Source organism: Haemophilus haemolyticus (assembly GCF_003352385.1).
Lineage (GTDB): Bacteria > Pseudomonadota > Gammaproteobacteria > Enterobacterales > Pasteurellaceae > Haemophilus > Haemophilus haemolyticus_I.
On record NZ_CP031243.1, the window covers coordinates 947,316 to 971,302 of the forward strand.

21 protein-coding genes are annotated in these 23,987 nt (G+C 38.6%); 10 read left to right on the forward strand and 11 right to left on the reverse strand.

Going from position 1 to position 23,987, the window contains the following annotated elements; genetic code table 11:
- Positions 1 to 13: 13 nt before the first annotated feature.
- From DV428_RS04780 to yciH, 4 genes are read left to right on the forward strand one after another with little or no spacing between them, the layout of a single operon-like run.
- On the forward strand, positions 14 to 307 hold the full coding sequence (locus tag DV428_RS04780) for a LapA family protein (RefSeq protein ID WP_053465343.1): 294 nt from the start codon (positions 14 to 16) through the stop codon (positions 305 to 307).
- Entirely contained in the window at positions 307 to 1,497 is a 1,191-nt protein-coding gene (gene lapB / locus DV428_RS04785) for a lipopolysaccharide assembly protein LapB (RefSeq protein WP_114908867.1), read from the forward strand. The genes DV428_RS04780 and lapB overlap by 1 nt, the downstream gene beginning before the upstream one ends.
- Positions 1,498 to 1,520: 23 nt before the next feature.
- Positions 1,521 to 2,213 (forward strand): orotidine-5'-phosphate decarboxylase, encoded by a 693-nt coding sequence (gene pyrF / locus DV428_RS04790; RefSeq protein ID WP_114908868.1) that lies wholly within the window; start codon positions 1,521 to 1,523, stop codon positions 2,211 to 2,213.
- Between the two features lie 5 nt (positions 2,214 to 2,218).
- Complete coding sequence (gene yciH / locus DV428_RS04795) at positions 2,219 to 2,539, forward strand: stress response translation initiation inhibitor YciH (protein ID WP_032828022.1); 321 nt, start codon at positions 2,219 to 2,221, stop codon at positions 2,537 to 2,539.
- Positions 2,540 to 2,566: 27 nt separating this feature from the next.
- On the opposite strand, the gene hda is transcribed toward yciH, so the two are convergent.
- The 8 genes from hda to aceE all read right to left on the reverse strand — a co-directional run bounded on the left by hda (position 2,567) and on the right by aceE (position 14,370).
- Positions 2,567 to 3,262 (reverse strand): DnaA regulatory inactivator Hda, encoded by a 696-nt coding sequence (gene hda / locus DV428_RS04800; protein ID WP_114908869.1) that lies wholly within the window; start codon positions 3,260 to 3,262, stop codon positions 2,567 to 2,569.
- Positions 3,263 to 3,332: 70 nt separating this feature from the next.
- Complete coding sequence (locus tag DV428_RS04805; RefSeq protein ID WP_114908870.1) at positions 3,333 to 4,577, reverse strand: nucleobase:cation symporter-2 family protein; 1,245 nt, start codon at positions 4,575 to 4,577, stop codon at positions 3,333 to 3,335.
- Between the two features lie 110 nt (positions 4,578 to 4,687).
- Positions 4,688 to 5,314: a uracil phosphoribosyltransferase gene (gene upp / locus DV428_RS04810; RefSeq protein ID WP_005634809.1), complete on the reverse strand. Its 627-nt coding sequence runs from the start codon at positions 5,312 to 5,314 to the stop codon at positions 4,688 to 4,690.
- A 139-nt stretch (positions 5,315 to 5,453) separates the two neighbouring features.
- Positions 5,454 to 7,520, reverse strand: coding sequence for a DNA polymerase III subunit gamma/tau (gene dnaX, locus DV428_RS04815; RefSeq protein ID WP_114908871.1), 2,067 nt, complete (start codon positions 7,518 to 7,520; stop codon positions 5,454 to 5,456).
- 11 nt (positions 7,521 to 7,531) lie between these two features.
- Positions 7,532 to 8,074 (reverse strand): adenine phosphoribosyltransferase, encoded by a 543-nt coding sequence (gene apt, locus DV428_RS04820; protein WP_114908872.1) that lies wholly within the window; start codon positions 8,072 to 8,074, stop codon positions 7,532 to 7,534.
- A gap of 157 nt (positions 8,075 to 8,231) precedes the next feature.
- Positions 8,232 to 9,656: a dihydrolipoyl dehydrogenase gene (gene lpdA / locus DV428_RS04825; protein WP_114908873.1), complete on the reverse strand. Its 1,425-nt coding sequence runs from the start codon at positions 9,654 to 9,656 to the stop codon at positions 8,232 to 8,234.
- A gap of 100 nt (positions 9,657 to 9,756) precedes the next feature.
- Positions 9,757 to 11,646 (reverse strand): pyruvate dehydrogenase complex dihydrolipoyllysine-residue acetyltransferase, encoded by a 1,890-nt coding sequence (aceF, locus tag DV428_RS04830; RefSeq protein WP_114908874.1) that lies wholly within the window; start codon positions 11,644 to 11,646, stop codon positions 9,757 to 9,759.
- Between the two features lie 63 nt (positions 11,647 to 11,709).
- On the reverse strand, positions 11,710 to 14,370 hold the full coding sequence (aceE, locus tag DV428_RS04835; protein ID WP_114908875.1) for a pyruvate dehydrogenase (acetyl-transferring), homodimeric type: 2,661 nt from the start codon (positions 14,368 to 14,370) through the stop codon (positions 11,710 to 11,712).
- 303 nt (positions 14,371 to 14,673) lie between these two features.
- Between aceE and mgsA the strand changes: the two genes are divergently transcribed.
- Positions 14,674 to 15,132, forward strand: coding sequence for a methylglyoxal synthase (gene mgsA / locus DV428_RS04840; protein WP_009500009.1), 459 nt, complete (start codon positions 14,674 to 14,676; stop codon positions 15,130 to 15,132).
- A 68-nt stretch (positions 15,133 to 15,200) separates the two neighbouring features.
- Here mgsA and DV428_RS04845 read toward each other — a convergent pair whose 3' ends face one another.
- Positions 15,201 to 16,649, reverse strand: a complete 1,449-nt coding sequence (locus tag DV428_RS04845; protein ID WP_114908876.1) for a YdgA family protein — start codon at positions 16,647 to 16,649, stop codon at positions 15,201 to 15,203.
- A 266-nt stretch (positions 16,650 to 16,915) separates the two neighbouring features.
- On the opposite strand from DV428_RS04845, the gene dnaK reads away from it, so the two are divergent.
- The 4 genes from dnaK (at position 16,916) to dnaJ (ending at position 21,048) form a co-directional block, all read left to right on the forward strand.
- Positions 16,916 to 18,823, forward strand: coding sequence for a molecular chaperone DnaK (dnaK, locus tag DV428_RS04855; RefSeq protein WP_114908878.1), 1,908 nt, complete (start codon positions 16,916 to 16,918; stop codon positions 18,821 to 18,823).
- 21 nt (positions 18,824 to 18,844) lie between these two features.
- Positions 18,845 to 19,225 carry a hypothetical protein gene (locus tag DV428_RS04860; RefSeq protein ID WP_114908879.1) on the forward strand — a complete coding sequence of 127 codons (381 nt, stop codon included), beginning with the start codon at positions 18,845 to 18,847 and terminating at the stop codon, positions 19,223 to 19,225.
- A gap of 207 nt (positions 19,226 to 19,432) precedes the next feature.
- Positions 19,433 to 19,837: a GyrI-like domain-containing protein gene (locus tag DV428_RS04865; protein ID WP_114908880.1), complete on the forward strand. Its 405-nt coding sequence runs from the start codon at positions 19,433 to 19,435 to the stop codon at positions 19,835 to 19,837.
- A gap of 62 nt (positions 19,838 to 19,899) precedes the next feature.
- Positions 19,900 to 21,048, forward strand: a complete 1,149-nt coding sequence (dnaJ, locus tag DV428_RS04870) for a molecular chaperone DnaJ (RefSeq protein WP_114908881.1) — start codon at positions 19,900 to 19,902, stop codon at positions 21,046 to 21,048.
- A 77-nt stretch (positions 21,049 to 21,125) separates the two neighbouring features.
- Here the strand turns inward: dnaJ and proA are convergent, their stop codons facing one another.
- Positions 21,126 to 22,379, reverse strand: a complete 1,254-nt coding sequence (gene proA, locus DV428_RS04875; RefSeq protein ID WP_114908882.1) for a glutamate-5-semialdehyde dehydrogenase — start codon at positions 22,377 to 22,379, stop codon at positions 21,126 to 21,128.
- A 20-nt stretch (positions 22,380 to 22,399) separates the two neighbouring features.
- Complete coding sequence (locus tag DV428_RS04880) at positions 22,400 to 23,062, reverse strand: trimeric intracellular cation channel family protein (RefSeq protein WP_005652973.1); 663 nt, start codon at positions 23,060 to 23,062, stop codon at positions 22,400 to 22,402.
- Between the two features lie 97 nt (positions 23,063 to 23,159).
- Between DV428_RS04880 and DV428_RS04885 the strand changes: the two genes are divergently transcribed.
- Positions 23,160 to 23,960, forward strand: a complete 801-nt coding sequence (locus DV428_RS04885) for a hypothetical protein (protein WP_114908883.1) — start codon at positions 23,160 to 23,162, stop codon at positions 23,958 to 23,960.
- Positions 23,961 to 23,987: the final 27 nt, after the last annotated feature.

Consider the following 23,987-nt stretch of genomic DNA (forward strand, 5'->3'; position numbering starts at 1 on the left):
TTAAGGAAATGTTATGATTAAATATATTTTAGGTATTGTGATTTTTATCGCTATCGTATTGGTCGCAATTACCGTTGGAGCAAATAACGATCAAGTTATTACATTTAATTATATTGTGGCGGAAAGTCAGCTCCAACTATCAAGTCTTGTTGCTATTTTATTTGGATTAGGTTTAATTCTTGGCTGGTTAATCACCGCTTTTTTCTATCTTAAGTTAAAACTTAAAAATATGGCATTGGCTCGTCAAGTTAAGCGTCAAACTTTACAAATCAACGAATTGACTACTGTGCGCGATAAGGTCGCCTGATGCTAGAATTACTCTTTCTACTATTGCCTATTGCTGCAGCCTATGGTTGGTACATGGGGCAGCGTAGTGCAAAGAAAGATCAAGATGACATTAGTAATAAACTCTCCCGAGATTATGTTACGGGGGTAAACTTCTTACTTTCCAATCAAACTGATAAAGCTGTAGATTTGTTTTTGGACATGCTTCAAAAGCAAGAAACCGAAAATGAAATCGAAAGCCACTCCCAATTTGAAGCTGAGCTTACACTTGGCAATCTATTCCGCTCTAGAGGCGAAGTTGATCGCGCATTGCGTATCCATCAAGCTTTAGATCTTAGTCCTAATTATACTTTTGAACAAAAATTACTTGCAAAACAGCAGCTTGCCCGAGATTTTATGGTGGTTGGTTTTTTTGATCGAGCTGAAAATCTTTATATTTTATTGGTTGATGAACCAGAGTTTGCAGAAAATGCTTTACAGCAGCTTTTGCTGATTTATCAAAAAACTAAAGAATGGAAAAAAGCAGTCAATATTGCTGAAAAACTCGCTAAAATAAAACCACAAGAGAATAATATTGAACTTGCGCAATGTTATTGTGAATATTCACAAAGTTTAGAGCCTGAAAGTGCGGTTGAAAAACGCAGTGTTTTACAAAAAGCTTTGGCGGTTTCTCCTACTTGTGTTCGCGCTTCTTTATTACTCGCAAATTTAGAAATGCTTGAAGGTCAATACCAACACGCGGCAAAAATACTAGAACATGTTTTAGAGCAAAATCCAGATTATACGGGTGAAATTTTGTCACCTTTAAAACATTGTTATGAAGAATTAAATCAGTTAGATAACTTTGAATTATTCTTAATTCGTGCTGGCCAAATTACTAATAATGACGAAGTAGAGCTAGCTTTGGTCAAATTAATTGAAGAAAAAGATGGCAAGTCAGCTGCTCAGGCTAAGCTTTATCAGCAACTCACGAAAAAGCCAAGTACTTTAATTTTCCATCGTTTTATGCAGTATCAAATTGATGATGCAGAAGACGGGAGGGGAAAAGAAAGCCTAATTTTATTACATAAAATGGTTGGTGAAAGAATTAAGCAAACATCGGCCTATCGTTGTACAAATTGTGGTTATCAAATCCATAAGCTATTGTGGAATTGTCCATCTTGCCGTCAATGGGAAAGTATTAAACCAGTTTCAAGTCAAGAACATAATTAATTGATACTCAGCGAGGTAACATTATGACAAGCAAAATTATTGTGGCATTGGACTATGAGAAAGAAGCTGAGGCTCTTGCTTTAGTTGATCAAATTGATCCGAGTTTATGTCGATTAAAAGTGGGTAAAGAAATGTTTACTACACTTGGTATTAATTTTGTAAAACAATTACATCAACGTAATTTCGATGTTTTCTTAGATCTTAAATATCATGATATTCCAAATACTGTAGCAAGAGCGGTCAGATCTGCCGCTGATTTGGGTGTATGGATGGTAGATCTGCACGCAAGCGGTGGGCTACGAATGATGGAAGAAGCTAAGAGAATTCTTGAGCCTTATGGGAAAGATGCGCCATTGCTTATTGCTGTGACGGTATTAACCAGTATGGAAGATTTGGATTTATTACAAATTGGGATTAATGCATCGCCAATGGAACAAGTTTTACGCTTAGCTCATTTAACTCAACGTGCAGGTTTGGATGGGGTGGTTTGCTCTCCGCAAGAGGTTGAAATTTTACGTAACGCTTGTGGAGAAGACTTTAAATTAGTGACCCCAGGGATTCGTCCAATTGGATCGGACTTTGGTGATCAAAGACGTGTGATGACACCTACAGCTGCGATTCGTGCTGGTTCCGATTATTTAGTGATAGGGCGTCCTATTACTAAAGCTGATAATCCAGCAGAGGTTCTTCGTTCTATTAATGCATCTATTGGGTAATTATGATGTCAGATTCTGTTTTAGTGTATTCAACAGATGTGGGTCGAATTAAAGAGGAAAAGGCTTCTGTAGTTCGCCCAAAAGGAGACGGTGTTGTACGTATCCAAAAGCAAACAAGTGGTAGGAAAGGTGCAGGCGTATCGGTTATAACTGGTTTAGATTTATCTGATGAGGAATTGAAAAAATTAGCGGCTGAATTAAAAAAACGTTGTGGATGTGGTGGCTCAGTTAAAAATGGAATGATTGAGATTCAAGGTGAAAAGCGTGATTTGCTTAAGCAATTGTTAGAGCAAAAAGGGTTTACTGTTAAATTATCAGGTGGATGATTAAAAAGGCGCATTAGCGCCTTTTTTTTAAAGATTTAAAATTTTTTTAACGAAAGGAATTGTAAGATTTCGTTGCGCTTGTAACGAGGCTTTATCTAGTAGATCAAGGGCTTCAAATAATGTGTGCATGTCTCGTGCTAGTCGTGTAAGTAAAAAATTAGCCGTCTCATCGGGTAATTGAATTCCTCGTTGATAAGCGTTATGTTGTAGCACACTAATTTTTTGCTCGTCAGTTAAGGAATTTAATTGATAAATTTCACCCCAAGTCAAGCGAGAGTTCAAATCAGGCAATTTTACAGAAAGTGCGGAAGGCGATTTATCTGAACTAATAAGCAAAAGCGTTTTTCCGCTCGCTTTAATTCGATTGAATAGATCAAAAATAGCTAATTCCCATTCATCATTGCCAATCACACTTTGTACATCATCTAGACACACTAATTCTTGCTGTTCTAGATTTTCAAGAACTGCGGTAGAAAAATATTGAGATTTACTTAGAGGCACATAAATAGCAGTACGTTGATTGATTAAATATTCGTTACTGAATGCTCTAAGCAGGTGAGTTTTTCCAGAACCTTTATTTCCCCAAATATAGAAAAACTGTTGTTTTAATTCAGATGAATTTTTGCGTAAAGAATTGAGCAATAAAAGATTATTATCGCCGTAAAAGTTTTCTAATGTGGCATCATCAATTTGATGAATGGGTAAGGGAAGCTGCTTATTCAAATATTTATGTATTACAGATTATAAGTAAGAAAAAGGGCTAAATTGGTATTTAACCCTTTTAAAAGGAATCTTATTCTACTTCATTTTTTGCTTTCGGTAAAACAAGGTTTAAGATGATAGCAACAATTGCGCACAAGCTGATACCTTTTAGTGATACGTTACCCACATCTACAAACATATTGCCGATACCAAATGTCATGACGATAGAAATAATACACAGATTACGTGCTTCGGTAACATCAACTTTGCCACGAATTAAGGTGCTCATGCCCACGACTGCGATTGAACCGAAAACAAGCATCATAATTCCACCCATTACAATAGTTGGAATCGTTGATAGGAATGCACCTACTTTTCCACAAAATGAAATCGCAATAGCCCAAACCGCAGCCCAAGTCATAATATTAGGATTGAAATTTCGGGTTAACATTACGGCACCAGTTACTTCCGCGTAGGTTGTATTTGGAGGTCCCCCCACTAAAGATGCAGCTGCAGTTGCTAAGCCATCGCCTAATAAAGTGCGGTGTAATCCTGGTTTTTTTAAAAAGTCTTTACCTGTCACAGAGCTGATTGCCATGATGCCGCCCACGTGCTCTACTGCAGGTGCAATGGTAATTGGTAACATATATAGAATAGCTTCTAGATTAAATTCAGGCGCAGTTAATTTTGGTAAGCTGAACCAAGGCGCATCAATCACTGGTTGGAAATTAATTAAACCTAGGAATAAACATAAAATATAGCCCGCAGTAATACCAAACATAATTGGGATGAGTTTCATCAATCCTTTGGCAAATACTGCCACAGATAAAGTAGTAAGAAGAGTTACCATTGAAACTAATACCGCATCGTTATACGCATAAGCACTGTTTTTGCCTAATGACATATCAACTGCCACAGGGGCAAGTCCCATACCAATGATTATAATTACTGGGCCAACTACAATCGGTGGGAAAATGCGTTGTAATGCTTCTGTTCCACGTAATTTTACTAACATGCTTAGTGCTAGATATACAAGACCAGCGGATGCCAACCCCCCCATAGTGGTCGCAATGCCCCAAGTTTGAACACCATATTGAATCGGCGCGATAAAGGCAAAAGATGAGGCTAAGAAAATAGGAACTTGTTTGCCTGTGCAAAGTTGGAAGAGTAGGGTGCCAACGCCTGCAGTTAATAATGCTGTATTGGAATCAAGGCCTGTAATTAATGGTACAAGAACAAGCGCACCAAATGCGACGAAGAGCATCTGTAGGCCAACGAATGATTGTTTTAATGTACTTTGTTTTTCCGAAGGAAAAGAAGAAGTTTGATTTGTCATTTAGTTTCAACTCTCTGTTTGAATTAACTTAAAGTGCGGTCAGTTTTTCTTGTGTTTCACGCACACAAAAAGACGGCAAGAAAATGCCGTCCATCTTTTATTTTTGGGGATTATTTTGTCCCAAAAATTTTATCACCCGCGTCACCTAGACCCGGAATAATGTAACCATGTTCATTTAGGTGGCTATCAATAGAAGCGCAGTAAAGTTCAATGTCAGGATGTGCAGCTTCAAGAGCCTTAATACCTTCTGGCGCAGCGACTAACACTAATACTTTGATGTGTTTACAACCTTTTGCTTTTAAAAGATCAAGGGTTGCAATCATTGAACCACCAGTTGCAAGCATCGGATCGACCACAATTGCGAGACGCTCTTCTAAATCGCTAGCTAATTTTTGGAAGTAAGGGACTGGTTCAAGGGTTTCTTCATTACGGTAGATCCCCACTACGCTGATGCGTGCGCTTGGTACATGTTCAAGTACACCATCCATCATACCTAAACCTGCACGTAAAATTGGAACAACCGTTACTTTTTTACCTTTAATTCGATCGATTTCTACTGGGCCATTCCAACCGTTGATCGTTACTTTTTCAGTTTCTAAATCGGACGTTGCTTCATAGGTTAATAGGCTACCGATTTCTGTTGCTAGTTCACGGAATTTTTTTGTATCAATCTCAGCTTCACGCATCACACCTAGTTTGTGTTTTACAAGTGGGTGTTTTACTTCAACCAGTTTCATTTTCACTCTCCTTTTGGCTCTTAAAAAACAAATTGACGAATTCTAGATTAAAAACATACAAAATGGTAGAGCTTAATAAAAATATTCTGATGATTTTATAAATTTGACCGGGAAATTGTGAGGGGAAAACACAATATTTTTAAACTGGTCGAATACTCTCTATATCTAATTTTGCATCAAACTCATTAAGTAGAATTTGTAATTTACTATCTTTTTGCAACTCATTTTGAGCCTTTTCCCGCAATGCTTGATAAATATTGCGGCGATATTCAATTGGAGTCGTGATATTGCTATCATCAATATTAATTGTTAATCGAATATCTTTACCTTGCAATTTGCTTAAAGCTTCAACCAAATTTTTTATGCTTCTGTCTTGGCGTAAATGAGATTTTTCTGAATGTAGTCCAAGATTGATTTCATCATCAGTTTTGCTTTGTAAGAAACAATTTAGCGCTAATTCTTTGCTAAATCCTGTTACGCCAGAACGTTCAACTATATCTGCCCATTCATCTTGTTGTTGAGTTTGGGTAATGATTTTTAAGCGTAATTCAGGCGTAATATCTTTCAAAATCGCCTGTTTTATATCAGAAGGATGAACACCTGTATCGGCTTTAGCAAGTTCTGGATTGCTCCATTCCCAACGATAGGTGTCAGCACTCAAGATTCCTTGCTCATCTTGAGCCATTTCTGCATTATCATCACTTGAATTTTCTTCTGTGCTATTTTCTTGTGGAGCCTGTGCGGCATTTGATGGTGATGTTGGCTTTTCTATGTGCTTGGGCTTCGGTTCAGACATTTCTCGCACGGGAAGTGCGGTCATTTTTTTATGAGATTTTTCTTCATCCAGTTCTTGGATGTGATGTAAAGTTTCGCTTACCGCAGCTAATGATTCAGCTTTGTGTTCTTGACGTTCTTGGTTTTCGAGTTGTGTTAAATGTTCAAGCGCATCTAAAGCTGAAAGGCTTGCCAAATTTGGAATACTCGTTTTATTTGGTTTTGCTTGAGAATAAGCTGATTTTATACTTTGCGACAGTACTGGCACATCTACATAATTACCTGTATTTTCAACCGCACTTGGAGTTGATGGCGGTGGAGTAATTGTAGTGTTAGCCTTTGGTACTGCCGTAAGGAACTTTGGGTGGAATGCCAATGCCCTCAATAATGTCATTTCTGTGCCAATACGACGGTTTGGCGCATTTGATAAGTCTTTTCTACCAGAAACAATGACTTGATAAAAAAACTGAACATCTTCTGGAGAGATATGTTTGGCTAAAAATGAAAAATGTTCATTGTCATCTGAAGATTTTTGTGGAAGAAGTTGCATGAGTGCAATTTGATGTAATTTTTCTGCACATTCGCCAAGTAATTTGTCCCAATCGCCTGCTGCATCTGCAACTCTTTGCAGTGTTCGCATTAAGAGTTCACCATTGCCTTGATGTAAGGCGTATAAAATATCAACAGAATAGTTATCATCAAGCAACCCTAACATATTGCTTACAACACTATTCGTAACTTGTCGGTCGCCCATTGCAATGGCTTGATCGGTTAAACTTAAGCTATCACGAATACTTCCTTGCGCCGCTTTTGCAAGTTTAACTAATGCAGGTTCTTCAAAAGGAATATTTTCTTGCGTCAAAATATGGGCAAGATGCTGCGAGATTTTGGTTTCATCTAATGCTTTGAGATGAAATTGTAAACAGCGAGAAAGGATTGTTATAGGTAGTTTTTGCGGATCCGTTGTCGCGAGTAAGAATTTTACATATTCTGGAGGTTCTTCCAACGTCTTGAGCAATGCATTAAATGAATGACGGGACAGCATGTGGACTTCATCGATTAAGTAAACCTTAAATCTTCCGACAACAGGTTTATATTGCACGTTATCCAATAATTCGCGCGTGTCTTCAACTTTTGTGCGGGATGCCGCATCAATTTCAATTAAATCAATGAAATTGCCTTGCTCAATGGCTTTACAATTTTCACATTCACCACAAGGTGTAGCCGTTACACCATGTACGCAATTTAATCCTTTTGCAAATAATCTGGCAATAGAGGTTTTCCCTACACCACGTGTGCCTGAAAAGAGGTAAGCGTGATGTAGTCGATTATCTTTTAATCCATTTGCTAATGCCGTGATAATGTGTTCTTGCCCAACGACATCAGCAAATGTTTTTGGTCGCCACTTTCTGGCTAAGACTTGATAGCTCATCGAATCCTTAATTAATGACCTTCAAAATTGACGAGTGTATAGCAATCAACGCCCAAATTATTTAAGCGTTTTTCGCCACCTAATTCAGGTAAATTAATCACAAATGCAGCGTGTTTTACCACTCCACCTAAACGTTGAACTAATTTTACCGTTGCTTCAACGGTGCCACCTGTTGCTAATAAATCATCAATGATTAAAACATTGTCACCTTCTGAAATTGCATCAACGTGAATTTCCAAAGTATCTTGACCATATTCTAATTGATAAGATTGAGAAATGGTTTCACGTGGTAATTTTTTAGGTTTACGTACTAATTCGAAAGGTAAACCTAGTGCTAAGGCAACGGGTGCGCCAAAAATAAAACCACGAGATTCAGTTCCAAGCACTTTGGTAATTCCTTTGTCGCGATATTGTTCCACAATAAGATCTACTGTTGCTTTAAAAGCTGCTGGAATTTCTAAAAGGGTAGTAATATCGCGGAAGATAATGCCTTCTTTTGGATAGTTAGGAATTGATTTTATAGAAGATTTAATTAAATCAAGTTGTGTAGTCATAAATAATGCTCAAAAGTGCGGTAAAAAAAGAAACGTTTTTAGGACGGTATCTTATCATAAAAAAATAAAAAGGTAGGAAAATAAAAATCCCCTATTGGGGATTTTATTTAGGTTTGAATTTATAATTTTAGCTGAATTAAAACTTCTTAAATAGAAATTATTTTTTCTTCGCTTTTGCATTTGGAAGGTCAGTGATTGAGCCTTCAAATACTTCCGCAGCTAAACCAACAGACTCGTGTAAAGTTGGGTGAGCGTGGATAGTTAATGCGATATCTTCTGCATCGCAACCCATCTCGATGGCAAGACCGATTTCACCTAATAATTCACCACCGTTAGAACCGACGATTGCACCGCCAAGTACACGATGAGTATCTTTATCAAAGATTAACTTCGTCATACCTTCTGAACATTCAGATGCAATAGCGCGGCCTGATGCTGCCCAAGGGAATTTAGCTACTTCGTAGTTTAAACCTTCTTGTTTACATTCTTTCTCAGTTTTACCTACCCAAGCCACTTCTGGTTCGGTATAAGCGATTGATGGAATCACTTTAGGATCGAAGTAGTGTTTTTGTCCCGCAATGACTTCTGCAGCAACGTGGCCTTCGTGAACACCTTTGTGCGCTAACATTGGTTGGCCAACGATATCACCGATTGCAAAGATATGTGGCACATTGGTACGCATTTGTTTATCAACATGAATGAAACCACGATCATCCACTTCAACGCCAGCTTTACCTGCATCAATCAATTTGCCATTTGGTACACGACCGATAGCGACAAGCAGCGCATCATAACGTTTGGTATCATTACATGCTTTGCCTTCCATTGAAACGTAGATACCATCATCTTTTGCTTCAACAGCGGTTACTTTGGTTTCAAGCATTAACTTGAATTTTTTCTCGATTTGTTTGGTGTAAATTGCAACAACATCTTTATCCGCAGCAGGGATAACTTGGTCGAACATTTCCACAACTTCAATTTCTGAACCTAATGCGTGGTAAACCGTACCCATTTCTAAACCGATGATACCGCCACCCATAATGAGAAGTTTTTTAGGTACTTCTTTTAATTTAAGCGCATCAGTTGAGTTCCAAATACGAGGATCTTCATGTGGAATAAATGGTAATTCAATTGGGCGAGAACCTGCTGCAATAATAGCATTATCAAATTTGATTGTAGTTGGATGGCCATCACGGTCACGCGCGACTAAAGTATTAGGATCAGTAAATGCTGCTAAGCCTTCAACAACAGTGACTTTGCGCGCTTTTGCCATACCCGCTAAACCACCAGTTAATTTAGCGACAACTGCTTCTTTACCCGCACGAACTTCATCTAAATCAATTTTTGGCTCACCAAAATAAATACCATTTTTACTTGCGTGTTTTGCCTCTTCAATTACTTTTGCTACGTGCAACAATGCTTTAGACGGGATACAACCTACATTTAAACATACCCCACCAAGAGTTGAATAACGTTCAACTAATACAGTTTCTAAGCCTAAATCCGCACAACGGAACGCTGCGGAATAACCTGCTGGGCCAGCACCAAGTACGACGACTTGGGTTTTAATTTCTTTACTCATTTTTACCTCGTAAAAACGTTCAAAATATTGACCGCACTTTTGGCGATCATAATGGATTTGCTAAAACGCCCTTTCCTCTAATTAGAAGAAAGGGGCGTTATTACATAATCAAACGGCGTAAATCTGCTAATACAGCACCGATATAGCTGATGAATCGTGCACCATCCGCACCATCAATGACACGGTGGTCGAATGATAATGACATTGGAAGAATTAAGCGTGGCGCAAATTCTTTACCATTCCATACAGGCTCCATCGATGATTTAGACACACCAAGGATGGCCACTTCTGGCGCGTTTACGATTGGTGCAAAGTGAGTTGTACCAATACCACCAAGACTTGAAATGGTGAAACAGCCACCTTGCATATCAGATGCAGTCAATTTGCCTTCACGTGCTTTTTTCGATACTTCCATTAATTCACGTGAAAGTTCGATAATGCCTTTTTTGTTCACATTTTTGAATACAGGCACGACTAAGCCATTTGGCGTATCTACTGCGACACCAATGTTAATATATTTTTTCAGGATTAAGCGTTGTGCATCTTCGGTAATTGAGCTATTGAAACGTGGATACGCTTCTAATGCTTTTGCCACTGCTTTCATAATGAACACAACTGGCGTGATTTTTACGCCGAGTTTTTGTTTTTCTGCTAACGCATTTTGTTCTTTACGGAATACTTCTAAATCCGTGATATCTGCTTTATCGAAGTGAGTAACATGTGGAATCATGACCCAGTTACGATGTAAGTTGGCACCTGAAATTTTGTTGATACGACTTAATTCGACTTCTTCTACTTCACCGAATTTACTGAAATCAACTTTTGGCCATGGTAATAAGCCTAAGCCCGCGCCATTTGCTACACCATTGCCAGCAGCTTGTGCTGTTGCACCGCTTTCATAAGCTTTAACTGCGGTCTTCACATAAGCTTCGATATCTTCTTTAACGATACGACCTTTACGACCTGTACCTTTTACTTTATCTAAGTTTACGCCAAATTCACGTGCTAAACGACGAATAACTGGGGTTGCATGTGCATAGCCTGCGCTTGCCACCACTTGTTCTTGGCTTAAGCCAGATACATTGCCAGATTGAGCAGGTTGTGCCGCTGGCGCAGGTGATGCAACTTGTGGTGCTGGAGCAGATGTTGCCACAGCTGGCGCTGCACCCGCTACTTCAAAGCGCATAATTAATGAACCAGTCGATACTTTATCACCTGATTTCACGAGAATTTCTTTTACGACACCGCCAAATGGAGCCGGAACTTCCATTGATGCTTTATCACCTTCAACGGTAATTAATGATTGCTCTTCTGAAACAGTATCACCAACGGCAACCATAATTTCAGTCACATTGACTTCATCACCACCAATATCTGGCACATTCACATCTTTAATTGCAGATGTTGTAGTAGCTACAGGCGCCGTTGTTTGAGCTGGTGCTGATTCAGCAACTGGATCAGCTGATGCAGTTTCAAATTTCATGATAAGTTTGCCTGTTGAAACTTTATCACCGACATTGATTAAAATTTCTTTTACTACACCTGCGATTGGTGCTGGAACTTCCATTGAAGCTTTATCGCCTTCAACATTGATGATTGATTGATCAACTTCAACACTATCGCCCACTTTAACCATAATTTCAGTCACATTGACTTCATCAGAACCGATATCTGGTACGTTCACTTCAACAACAGCCGACGCAGTTGGCGCAGTAGCGGCTACTGGTGCAGCAGGGGCCTCAGCCGCTGGCGCAGCGCCTGCAGCTTCTAAAACGAGCATTGGGGTGCCTGTTGTGACTTTATCACCGACTTTGACTAAAACTTCTTTTACAACGCCAGCTTCTGGTGCAGGCACTTCCATTGAAGCCTTATCGCCTTCAACGTTAATGATAGATTGATCAACAGAAATGGTATCGCCTACGTTTACCATGACTTCTGTTACTGTAACTTCATCACTACCAATATCAGGAATTTGAATTTGTTTTGACATTTTTTTGTTCCTTTTAAAGTGCGGTCATAAAACACGATATTTTTTGACCGCAGTTTTCATCAATTACGCGTAAAGCGGATTGATACGATCTACATTCAAACCGAATTTCGCAATCGCATCTGCAACAACTTGGTTAGATACTGTACCTTCTTTCGCTAATTGAGAAAGTGCAGCAACCACAACATAACGTGCATCAACTTCGAAGTGTTCACGTAAATTTGCACGGCTGTCTGAACGACCGAAACCATCTGTACCTAACACATGATAATGACGACTTGGTACGAATGCACGGATTTGATCTGCGTATGCTTTAACATAGTCAGTTGAAGCAACGGTTGGTAAATCAGCTAATACTTGAGCAACGTATGGTACGCGTTGTGTCTCTGTTGGGTGTAATAAGTTCCAACGTGCTGCATCATGACCTTCGCGTGCTAATTCATTGAATGAAGGTGCAGAGAATACATCTGAGGTGACACCATAATCTTTTGCAAGAATTTGCGCTGCTTCACGAACATGACGCATGATGGCACCAGAACCTAACAATTGAACGTGGCCTTTGCCTTTTTTACCTTCCACTGTTTCAAATTTATATAAACCTTTGCGAATGCCTTCTTCCGCACCAGCAGGCATTGCTGGTTGATCCATGACTTCGTTTAATGTTGTCATGTAATAGAATACATCTTCTTGTTTTTCGCCGTACATGCGGTTAATACCGTCTTGCATAATTACAGCAACTTCAAATGCAAATGATGGATCATAAGTGATACAGTTAGGAATGATACCTGCTTGAATATGGCTATGGCCATCTTCGTGTTGTAAGCCTTCGCCGTTTAAGGTTGTACGACCTGAAGTACCCCCCACCATGAAACCACGAGCTAATTGGTCACCAGCAGCCCACATCATATCGCCCACACGTTGGAAACCAAACATTGAGTAATAGATGAAGAATGGAATCATTGGTTGGTTATTGACAGAGTATGAATTCGCTGCTGCTAACCAAGATGCGGTTGCACCTAATTCATTGATACCTTCTTGTAGAACTTGACCATCTTTTGCTTCACGATAGTAAGCCACTAAATCACGATCTGAAGGTACATAGTTTTGACCATGTGGGTTATAAATACCGATTTGACGGAATAAACCTTCCATACCAAAAGTACGTGCTTCATCAGCAATCATTGGAACGATAGTTTTACCAATGTTTTTATCTTTTAATAAGATGTTTAATGCACGAGTAAACGCCATTGTAGTTGAAATGCCGCGTGGTTGTTCTTCTAATAATGCTTTAAACTCTTCTAATGCAGGTACTTTATATTCAACATCAAATTTAGTACGACGAGCAGGAACATAACCGTTTAATGCTTTACGGTGGCCATGTAAGTATTCATACTCAGGTGTGCCTTCAGCAAATTTAATGTATTCTAATTTTTCTACTTGCTCATCAGTCAATGGTAAATCGAAGTAGTCACGGAAACCTTTAAGGCTTTCGTAAGACATTTTTTTAGATTGGTGAGCGGTGTTTTTACTTTCCGCTTCAGGAATTTTATAACCTTTAACTTGATGCGCTAAAATCACAACTGGTTTCGTTGCATTTTGTGCTTTTGCATAGGCAGCATATAATTTTTCGCTATCGTGTGCACCACGGCGTAATGCCCAAATTTCATCATCAGTCATATCTGCTACTAATGCAGCGGTTTCTGGATAACGACCGAAGAAATGTTCACGAACATAAGCACCGTCTTTAGATTTAAAGGTTAAATAGTCACCGTCAACTACTTCCATCATTAACTGAGTTAATTTACCTGAAGTATCTTTCGCGAATAATTTATCCCAATCACTGCCCCATAAAACTTTAATCACTTCCCAGCCCGCACCAGTAAATAATCCTTCTAATTCTTGAACGATTTTACCGTTACCATTAACCGGACCGTCTAAACGTTGTAAATTACAACTGATAGTGAAGATTAAGTTATCTAATTTTTCACGAGCCGCAAAAGTTAATGCACCTTTAGACTCAATTTCATCCATTTCACCATCGCCTAAGAATGCATAGACTTTTTGATCTTTGGTATCTTTTAAGCCACGGTTATCTAAGTATTTTAAGAAACGCGCTTGGTAGATGGCATTCACAGGGCCTAAACCCATAGAAACCGTAGAGAATTGCCAGAATTCAGGCATTAATTTAGGGTGTGGATATGAAGATAAACCATCGGTGAAGGCTTCTTGACGGAAGTTATCCATTTGTTCTTCAGTTAAACGACCTTCTAAGAATGCACGCGCATACATACCTGGAGCAGCATGGCCTTGGAAGAAAATTAAGTCGCCACCGTTTTTCTCGCTTGCCGCTTTGAAGAAGTGGTTATAGCAAACTTCATACATGGTTGCAGCAGATTGGAAAGTTGAGATATGACCACCTAAATCAAGATCTTTCTTCTGACTACGCAATACCATAGCAATAGCATTCCAACGCACAGCAGAACGAATACGACGCTCAATAGCATGATCACCTGGGTAAGCAGGTTGTTCAGAAGCTGGAATAGTATTGACGTAATCGGTCGTTACACCTGTTGGCAATGAAACACCACTTGTACGTGCTTGGCCGATAACTTGCTCAATAATATATTGTGCACGCTCTACGCCTTCTTCACGAATCAAAGAATCTAATGATTGTAACCAATCTTGAGTTTCGATTGGATCAACGTCATTTTTTAAAATCTCAGACATAGGTTTTCCTTATCTGTTAATTAAGTGAACATTAGTTTAGTCAGCACTAAACACGAATATCAGAAATGCTTGCCTTTTTACAAACATTTAACAAATCTTGTAAATTTTAGAAGATTTTTTGAGATAAAGATAGTAAATTTTCATCAAATATCCCTGTTCAGTACTGTGTTAATCGGTAATCTTTTGAAAGTGCGGTAATTTTTCTCGCCTTTTGTAAAGCCTATTAAAATCATAAGTAAAACATTGCATTCTATAGGGCTTTGCTTTAAAGTTTTTCAAACTTATTTCAAAAAGGAATTAATCATGCATATAACGACGCGAACGCTCACCCAACACAAACGTATTGCACTTGTGGCTCATGATAGCTGCAAAAAAAATTTACTGAATTGGACTCAAAAACATAAAGAAGCACTTAAACCTCATATACTTTATGCGACAGGTACCACAGGCCATATTTTAGAACGAGAAACAGGTTTAAGCATTCAATCTTTATTAAGTGGTCCGATGGGCGGCGACCAACAACTTGGTGGATTAATCGCAGAAAAGAAAATCGACATGATGATCTTCTTTTGGGATCCAATGAATGCTGCACCACATGATCCCGATGTAAAAGCTCTCATGCGTATTGCAACAGTGTGGAATATCCCCGTTGCCATTAATCAAAGCTCTGCAGATTTTATGTTAACTTCAGTTTTATTTGAACAAGATGTGGAAATTGAAGTGCCAGATTATGAGGGGTATTTAGAAGAGCGTTTAGCTTAAAAAGATAAAGAATATTTACCGCTCTTCATCGTGAAACAGGGCGACAATTTATCGCCCTGTTTTTGTTATCACCCAAATCCCCCCATTACAAGCATAAAGAGTACCATTTTCAACTGTTCTTCTGGTATTGCTTTGCCGTTTAGTTTCAATTCGTTATTTTCTAAAGCAAGCGTTAATGTGACGGTTTTGTCCGTGTTTATGATAATGCCATTTGCTTCGTCTTCAGCAATTAATTCGTCCATTCTGTAAACTAAATCTTGCTTTTGGTTTTCTGGTACAAATTTAGATAACAATGAAATCGCAGTTTCTTTATTCACATCAAAATTGATCGAAAAATCTTTGAATTGTTTGTATAAGCCGCTGTGCATTAAATCAAATTTAGGATTTGGCACTAAAGCAATATTCAGATCCAATGCCACTTTGCCTTTTTCATCAGAAATAGAAAGAGGGGCAAATTTAATTTGAGGCTGATTATTCGCAATGGCCATGCCTGCTTGTTGTAATTTTTGCACCAATGCTTTAGGTAACGGCGTACCTGAATCAGCCTTGCCGATTGAAACTAAAATATTTAAAAGTTCTTGCAATGCGTTGCCATCAATATGGTTCAATTCTACATTGTTGGTCACTTTGCCTAAGTTGTTGCCGTTAATATGTAATTCATCCAGAGTTGTTTTATTGATGATATTTACTGTATCACCCTCAACTTGTGTAGTTAAATTTGCTTGGTTGTTTTTCTGAATAAGAGAGAGTTTTTCTCCAGTCTCTGCAGATTCGGTATTTTGCTCAAAATAGCCTATTTTGCTATTGATGCTTCCACTATAAATAAATGGCCATTTTGTGCTTTGTAGTGAGCCTTGTACGACAAGATCTTTTACTTTAATTGATGAAGCTGTTGAAGCTGTTGAAGCTGTATGATTAGGGTAATTTGAATTAAATGCATCTACAGATAGCGTATAATTGCTTGGTTCATTTTTGTCTAAATCTACATTTAATACGACATTTGACCAACCAAAATCTGCCTTATATTGCTCATTGTGATATTGCCCCGATGCAAGTTTTAATTCCGCATTACCGCTTAATGAATAATTCATTGCGAAATTCAGTTGTAACGGTTTCTCTGATTTTGTGATATCAAAGAGTGCCTGAGTTGTTGCATTTTTTCCTAACAAGGTTTGGCTTGAAAAAATGGTTGGAACGAAATTCAGTTTTGCCACACGGTCAAGCGGCAAAGGCCCGTGATAAAGCGTTGATAATAAAGGAATAATGATCGTTTCATTTGCTTTGTGGATTTCTATTTGATCTTGAATGTGAGAGGCAAATAATCCTCTTTCAAATTTTATATTTTTATAAAAAATTTTACTTTCTTTTAATGCATCAGTTTTGGCAAATAGTTGATTTAACTGTTTTAGTTGATGTAAATATTCTTCCTCAGCTTTTTTCCCTGTAAACCATGCACCTGTACACCAAACGGCAGCAAGAGCAACGACTACGCCTGCAGCAATTTTTGATTTTTTCATTTATTTCTTTCCTATTTTTAACGTAAAAATTTTCGTCAAATTTATCACAAATCCCTTTTTCTTGCCTGAAAATTTTTGTTTTCCCCTTGAAGTTCATCATTTGAGACTTATCTTGAAAACAAGAACGGAAATCACCGCACTTTAAGAAATAAAAAATTTTTAAAATTTTCTCTTGAAATGCGAAAGAATATCCACATCTTACAATTCGTAATAAATAGGGCTACAAGCCCTTCCCCAGATTTTAAAATTTTTACTAGGAGTACAAAATGGGAAAAATTATTGGTATTGACTTAGGTACAACAAACTCTTGTGTAGCAGTAATGGACGGCGACAAAGCTCGCGTAATTGAAAATGCAGAAGGTGCACGTACAACCCCTTCAATTATTGCTTATACAGATAATGAAACCTTAGTTGGTCAGCCAGCAAAACGTCAAGCAATCACTAACCCGAAAAATACTTTGTTTGCGATTAAACGTTTAATTGGTCGTCGTTTTGAAAGCGAAGAAGTTCAACGCGATATTAAAATTATGCCTTTCGAAATTACTCGGGCTGACAACGGTGATGCTTGGGTAAATGTAAAAGGTGATAAATTAGCACCGCCACAAATCTCTGCTGAAGTATTGAAAAAAATGAAAAAAACTGCAGAAGATTTCTTGGGTGAATCTGTAACAGAAGCGGTAATTACCGTTCCTGCATACTTTAACGATGCACAACGTCAAGCAACGATTGATGCAGGTAAAATTGCTGGTTTAGACGTTAAACGTATCATCAATGAACCAACAGCGGCTGCGTTAGCGTTTGGTTTAGGTTCAAGCAAAGAGAACCAAGTGATCGCAGTTTATGACTTAGGTGGTGGTACATTCGATATTTCAATCATCGAAATTGATAACTTTGATGGCGAACAAACTTTCGAAGTATTGGCAACAGGTGGTAACACTCACTTAGGCGGGGAAGACTTCGATAACCGTGTAATTGATTACATCATTGATGAGTTCAAAAAAGAACAAAACATCGATTTACGTAATGATGCAATGGCATTACAACGTGTGAAAGAAGCTGCAGAGAAAGCAAAAATTGAACTTTCATCAGCGCAATCTACCGAAGTAAACTTACCTTACATCACTGCAGATGCGACTGGACCTAAACACTTAGCATTAAATATCACTCGTGCAAAATTAGAGGCATTAGTAGAAGATTTAGTAGCAAGCTCAATTGAGTCACTCAAAACTGTATTAAAAGATGCAGGTAAAGGTGTAAGCGAAATCCACGATATTATTCTTGTGGGTGGACAAACTCGTATGCCACTTGTACAACAAAAAGTTGCTGAGTTCTTTGGTAAAGAAGCTCGTAAAGATGTAAACCCTGATGAAGCGGTGGCAATCGGTGCGGCAGTGCAAGGTGGTGTATTAAAAGGTGATGTGAAAGACGTTCTTTTATTAGATGTTACTCCGTTATCACTTGGTATCGAAACCATGGGCGGCGTGATGACCACTTTAATTGAGAAAAATACCACGATTCCAACTAAAAAATCGCAAGTATTCTCAACAGCGGAAGATAACCAAAGTGCGGTAACCATTCACGTTCTTCAAGGTGAACGTAAACGTGCGGCAGACAACAAATCTTTAGGTCAATTCAACCTAGAAGGTATTAATCCTGCACCGCGTGGTATGCCACAAATTGAGGTAACATTTGATATCGATGCAAACGGTGTAATCAACGTATCTGCAAAAGATAAAAATACGGGTAAAGAGCAACAAATTCGTATTCAAGCATCATCTGGTTTATCTGATGAAGAAATTCAACAAATGGTGCGTGATGCAGAAGCAAATGCTGATGCTGACCGTAAATTTGAAGAAGTTGTTCAAGCTCGTAACCAAGCAGACGGTATTGCTCACGCAACACGTAAACAAATTGCAGAAGCTGGCGATACATTGAGTGCCGCAGACAAAGAGAAAATTGAAGCAGCAGTCGCTGAGCTTGAAACAGCGGCAAAAGGTGAAGATAAAGCAGAAATTGAAGCGAAAATTGAAGCGGTAATTAAAGCCTCTGAACCATTAATGCAAGCAGCTCAAGCAAAAGCTCAACAAGCTGGTGGCGAGCAACCACAACAATCATCAGCAAAAGATGATGGCGTGGTAGATGCTGAATTTGAAGAAGTGAAAGATAATAAGTAAAAAATTTAGGAATAAATACTTATGGCAAATTTAAATAGACAGCAATTTTCTATCGATAATGTTCCTCATCACTTTATTTGCACAGTTTCAACTCAATCCGATAAAAATACGTGGAATATTTATATTCACCAAACGGCTGAACAAGCAAAGGCTGGGGCAATAAATATACACTTGAAGAAAGTAGTTGATACGATCAAAAAAGATCATCGGATAAACAGTTCAGATTTTGAGAATAAGAAATGTTTTTTCGGTAAGGAACCTAAAAAACTTATTGTCGTTACTCTGATTGACGATATATTACCTTATGAGGTATACGAAGATGACTTAGATAATTTTGTTATGAGAAGTGGAAATAGGGATTATATTATTAAAACATATCCTATATTTTCTACTCTTATCTAAGTAAAGGGCGTGGAAACACGCCCTTTTGGTGTATATAAATGATCCCCCTCTTTAGAAAAGAGGGGTTAGGGGAGATTTGATAGCGATATCAAATCCTCTTATGAGCTAAATTTACTTCTGCCAAATCTCCCCCCGCCTCTTTTCTAAAGAGGGGGATGTTATAAGCGGTCAAATTTACCCAGAATTTTGTAAATTTAAGGAATAGTTATGCCACTTACACTTTATCCACTTGCTACAATTCGTACGCATAACACAAAGGAAAATCCCTCAGAAAAGATTGGACAGCTTTGGCAGAATAATTTTGCAAAATTGCCTCAAAATGAGCCTTATTATGGTGTTTATCTGAATTACGAATCGGATTTTACGGGCTATTATGATGTTGCTGTTGCTCAAGAAAGTAAACCTGAAGGCAGTTTCTCAACCATTGAAATTGAAGATCTGACTTGGTATGAAATCTTCCCCACGACTTGTGAATTAGTAGTTCAAACGTGGCAACGCATTTGGAATAAAGAAAAGCAAGGCTTATTAAAACGTGCTTATAAAGTGGATTTTGAGAAATATTATCCAAATGGAAAAGTGGATATTTACATTTCAATTTGCCCACATTGCTAAAAATAGCGAATGCAAGCGCTCAGAAATGACAAAATATTTGCAAATAAAAATACGGAAACACTATGGCAAAAAAAGATTACTACGAAGTCCTTGGATTGACAAAAGGGGCGAGTGAGAATGACATTAAACGTGCGTATAAACGTTTAGCATCTAAACATCACCCCGATAAAAACCAAGGCAGTAAAGAAGCAGAAGAAAAATTCAAAGAAATTAATGAAGCTTATGAAGTATTAGGCGACGATCAAAAACGCGCAGCTTATGATCAATATGGCCACGCAGCCTTTGAACAAGGTGGTGGTGCAGGTGGTTTCGGTGGCGGCTTTGGCGGCGCTGATTTTGGTGATATGTTCGGCGATATTTTTGGCGATATTTTCGGCGGTGGTGGACGTGGTCGTCAGCGTGTTGTTCGTGGTGAAGACTTACGCTATGACTTAGAAATCACTTTAGAAGAAGCCGTAAAAGGTACAACCAAAGATATTCAAATCAATACTCTTGCGCATTGTGATAGCTGTGGTGGTTCTGGGGCTGAAAAAGGTTCTAAAGTGGAAACTTGTCCGCATTGTCACGGTTCTGGTCGAATTCGTCGTCAGCAAGGTTTCTTTGTATCTGAAAGTATTTGTCCAACTTGTCATGGTAGCGGTAAGAAAATTGAAAAACCTTGTCGCAGCTGTCATGGTGAAGGGCGAGTTCATAAGAAAGAAAATCTTTCAGTAAAAATTCCTGCAGGTGTAGATACGGGCAATCAACTTCGCTTAGCGGGCAAAGGTGCTGCGGGCGAAAATGGCGCACCAGCTGGAGATTTATATGTTGTGATTCATGTGAGAGAACATAACATTTTTGAACGTGACGGTAGTAACTTATATTGCGAAGTACCGATTAGTTTTGCTACTGCAGCGCTTGGCGGTGAAATTGAAGTACCGACCTTAGATGGCAGAGTAAAACTTAAAATCCCAGCTGAAACGCAAACTGGAAAATTATTCCGCATGCGAGGCAAAGGTGTCGCCTCTACACGTAGTGGCTATGCGGGAGATTTGATTTGCCGTATTGTGGTAGAAACACCCGTTAATTTAACCAGCGAACAAAAAGAATTACTCCAAAAACTTGAAGAAAGTTTACAAGGTAAAGATTTAAGTAAGCATGCGCCAAAATCTTCAGGATTTTTGGACGGTGTGAAAAAATTCTTTGATAATTTGGGTAAATCTGACAAATAAAGATAATGAAAAAGTCCGCTTTCGCGGACTTTTTTATATGCAAATAATCTCTTCTAAAAATTACCGCACTTTGGGTTTTATTTGCGAACCGTATATTCTCCCTCACACACCCATTTATAACTCGTTAATGCTTCTAATCCCATTGGGCCACGAGCGTGAAGTTTTTGGGTGCTTACGGCGACTTCTGCGCCTAATCCAAATTGTCCGCCGTCAGTAAAGCGTGTGCTTGCATTCACATAAACAGCAGCGGCATCGACTTGATTAATAAATTGACGGGCTAGGTTTTGTGAAGAAGTTAAAATACTTTCAGAATGTTGCGTACCATATTGGCGAATATGCTCAATAGCGGCATGAATATCTTCCACAACAACGATATTCAAATCCAATGATCCCCATTCTTCGCGCAATTCTTTTTCTGTCACTTCGCAGACATTCGCACCCGCTTGTTTCAATATATTAAGTGCGGTGGATTTTGCGTGATATTTTACGTTTTTAGCGGAAAGCTGAGAGACAAGTTTGGGTAAAAATTCTTCAGCAATAGAACGTTGTACTAACAATGTCTCCAATGTGTTACAGGTGCTTGGACGTTGTGTTTTGGCGTTATCAATAACAAAAATTGCTTTATTTTGATCCGCACTTTCTTCAACGAAAGTATGGCAAACACCCACGCCACCCACAATAACTGGAATAGTCGAATGTTGTTTACACAATTCATGTAAACCCGCACCACCACGAGGAATAATCATATCCACATAGCGATCCAGTTTTAATAATTGCATAACGAGCTCACGGTTTGGATCGGTAATGGCTTGCACAGCAAATTTTGGTAAGCCGGCTTGCTCTAAAGCATTTTGCACAACTTCGATTAAAATTTTGTTAGAAAACTGTGTTTCTTTACCACCGCGTAAAATTACTGCATTACCCGTTTTAAGGCAAAGACTTGCCACATCAATAGTCACATTTGGGCGAGCTTCATAAATGGTGCCAATGACGCCGAGCGGAGTGCGTACGCGTTCGATTTTAAGTCCGCTATCCAATGTGCCGCCGTCTATGATTTTCCCCACGGGATCTGCAAGAGAAATAACGTGGCGTACATCATTAGCAATGCCTTGTAAACGTTCTTGCGTGAGCAGTAGGCGATCAATCAAGGCATCAGACAATCTATTTTGTTTGGCAAGTTCAATATCTTTTGCGTTTTCGGCTAAGATAAGCGGTGCTTGTTGTTCGAGTTGTTCTGCAATAATGGATAATGCACGATTTTTTTCAGCAGTGGTGAGTTGAGCCAAGATAAATGCTGCATCTTTGGCTTGTTTACCCATTTGTTCTAACATAGTTATTCCCTTTATTGTATTTATTTCTTTTTATTTGGCAGCTTATCTTGTTCTTCCGATGTGAGTTCTTGGTAATTAAATACAGGCAAACCCCATTCGAAATGAATAGCTAAAAGGCGTAAAGTGAAGCTGCTAATAAGTGTGAGTAACACGGCAAGCGTATGTTCTACTTGAAGTGTGCTTAATGCGTAATAAGTCAGTGTGGCAAATAGCGCAATGCTGGCGTAGAGTTCTTTTTGGAACACGAGAGGAATTCGATTGCATAGCATATCGCGTAAAACCCCACCAAAGGCACCTGTAATACAGCCTGCAATACAAACAATAGTGAGACTATGTCCCATATCCATCGCAATTTGTGCGCCAATAATGGAATACACCACCAAACCCATCGCATCGAGCACCAAGAAAATAGTGCGGAAATAGCGCATAAAATGATTGATGAATGGCGCAACATATACGGTAATTACCGCCGCACTTGCCACCATTAAAAAATATTCTGGGTGCTTAACCCAGCCGAGAGGATAATGCCCAAGCAGTACATCACGCACAGAGCCACCGCCAATGGCAGTGACGGATGCGATAATTATCACGCCAAAAATATCCATTTTTTCACGACCTGCCGCAAGTGCGCCTGTCATTCCTTCAGCGGTGATACCGATGATATATAAAATACTAAGTAACATTCATGTACCTAAGTGCGGTTATAATTGGTTTCATTCTACTTTAAAATTTAATGAATTTTTAGCATAATGGCGCATTATTTTTTCGTACGTCAAAATTATGTCAGAACAATCTTCTAAATATATCGCGGCATTGCTTGCGGTATTATCGATCTCAGTGGTGCTTGGCATCGATCTATTTATTTTTTCTTTGCAACCTGAAAAGCAAACAATGCCTCATTTAGGTGTAGGCGTGTTGGTTGCACAGTTAATTTCTTTGTTGGTGTTTTATCGCGGCGAAATTTGCCCAGGACAACGTGGTCGTTTAATCAAAGTTAATCTGACTTTTGCTATTTATTGGGCAGTGTGGTTGGTGATAAGTCTATTACAGAATAATCACACGCTTACTAACGTGATGAGCGTATGTGGTCTTTCTGTCGTGTATTTTATTTGGAAACAACCAAAAACTGAAAAAATCCGTAACAGTTTTTTATTGATGGCTGCATTAATTGCGGGTTTAGGTTGCTTGAGTTATTTAATGATTTTTACTGCGCTTCCTGCGAGTGCCTTTGCTGAATATAACCCTTTTGCGCCGATTTTATCTGGCGTGATTTTAGCAAATCTTGCACTTGTTATTGCACGAAATCGTTTACAAGGTTTTATTGCATTGTTTCCGTTAGCCATGATTATATTACTTGCCCTAAATGCCTTGGCAATTTTCTTATTTTTACTTTTAAATGGTATGGAAAGTGCGGGTAATTCTGACAGTATTTTCGCTTACATCATTTATTTTGTTTGTCATTTTGTTATTGCGGTTATTTTGATTCTGCATAGTTTCCAAAAGTGGAAATTATCTGCCAATAGTTTATTTATCCTATTATTTATTGCGGTTTGCTTACCGTTATGGATGGTTTTTGTTTAATAAAGAAAACAATCATTGAGCCGTGGG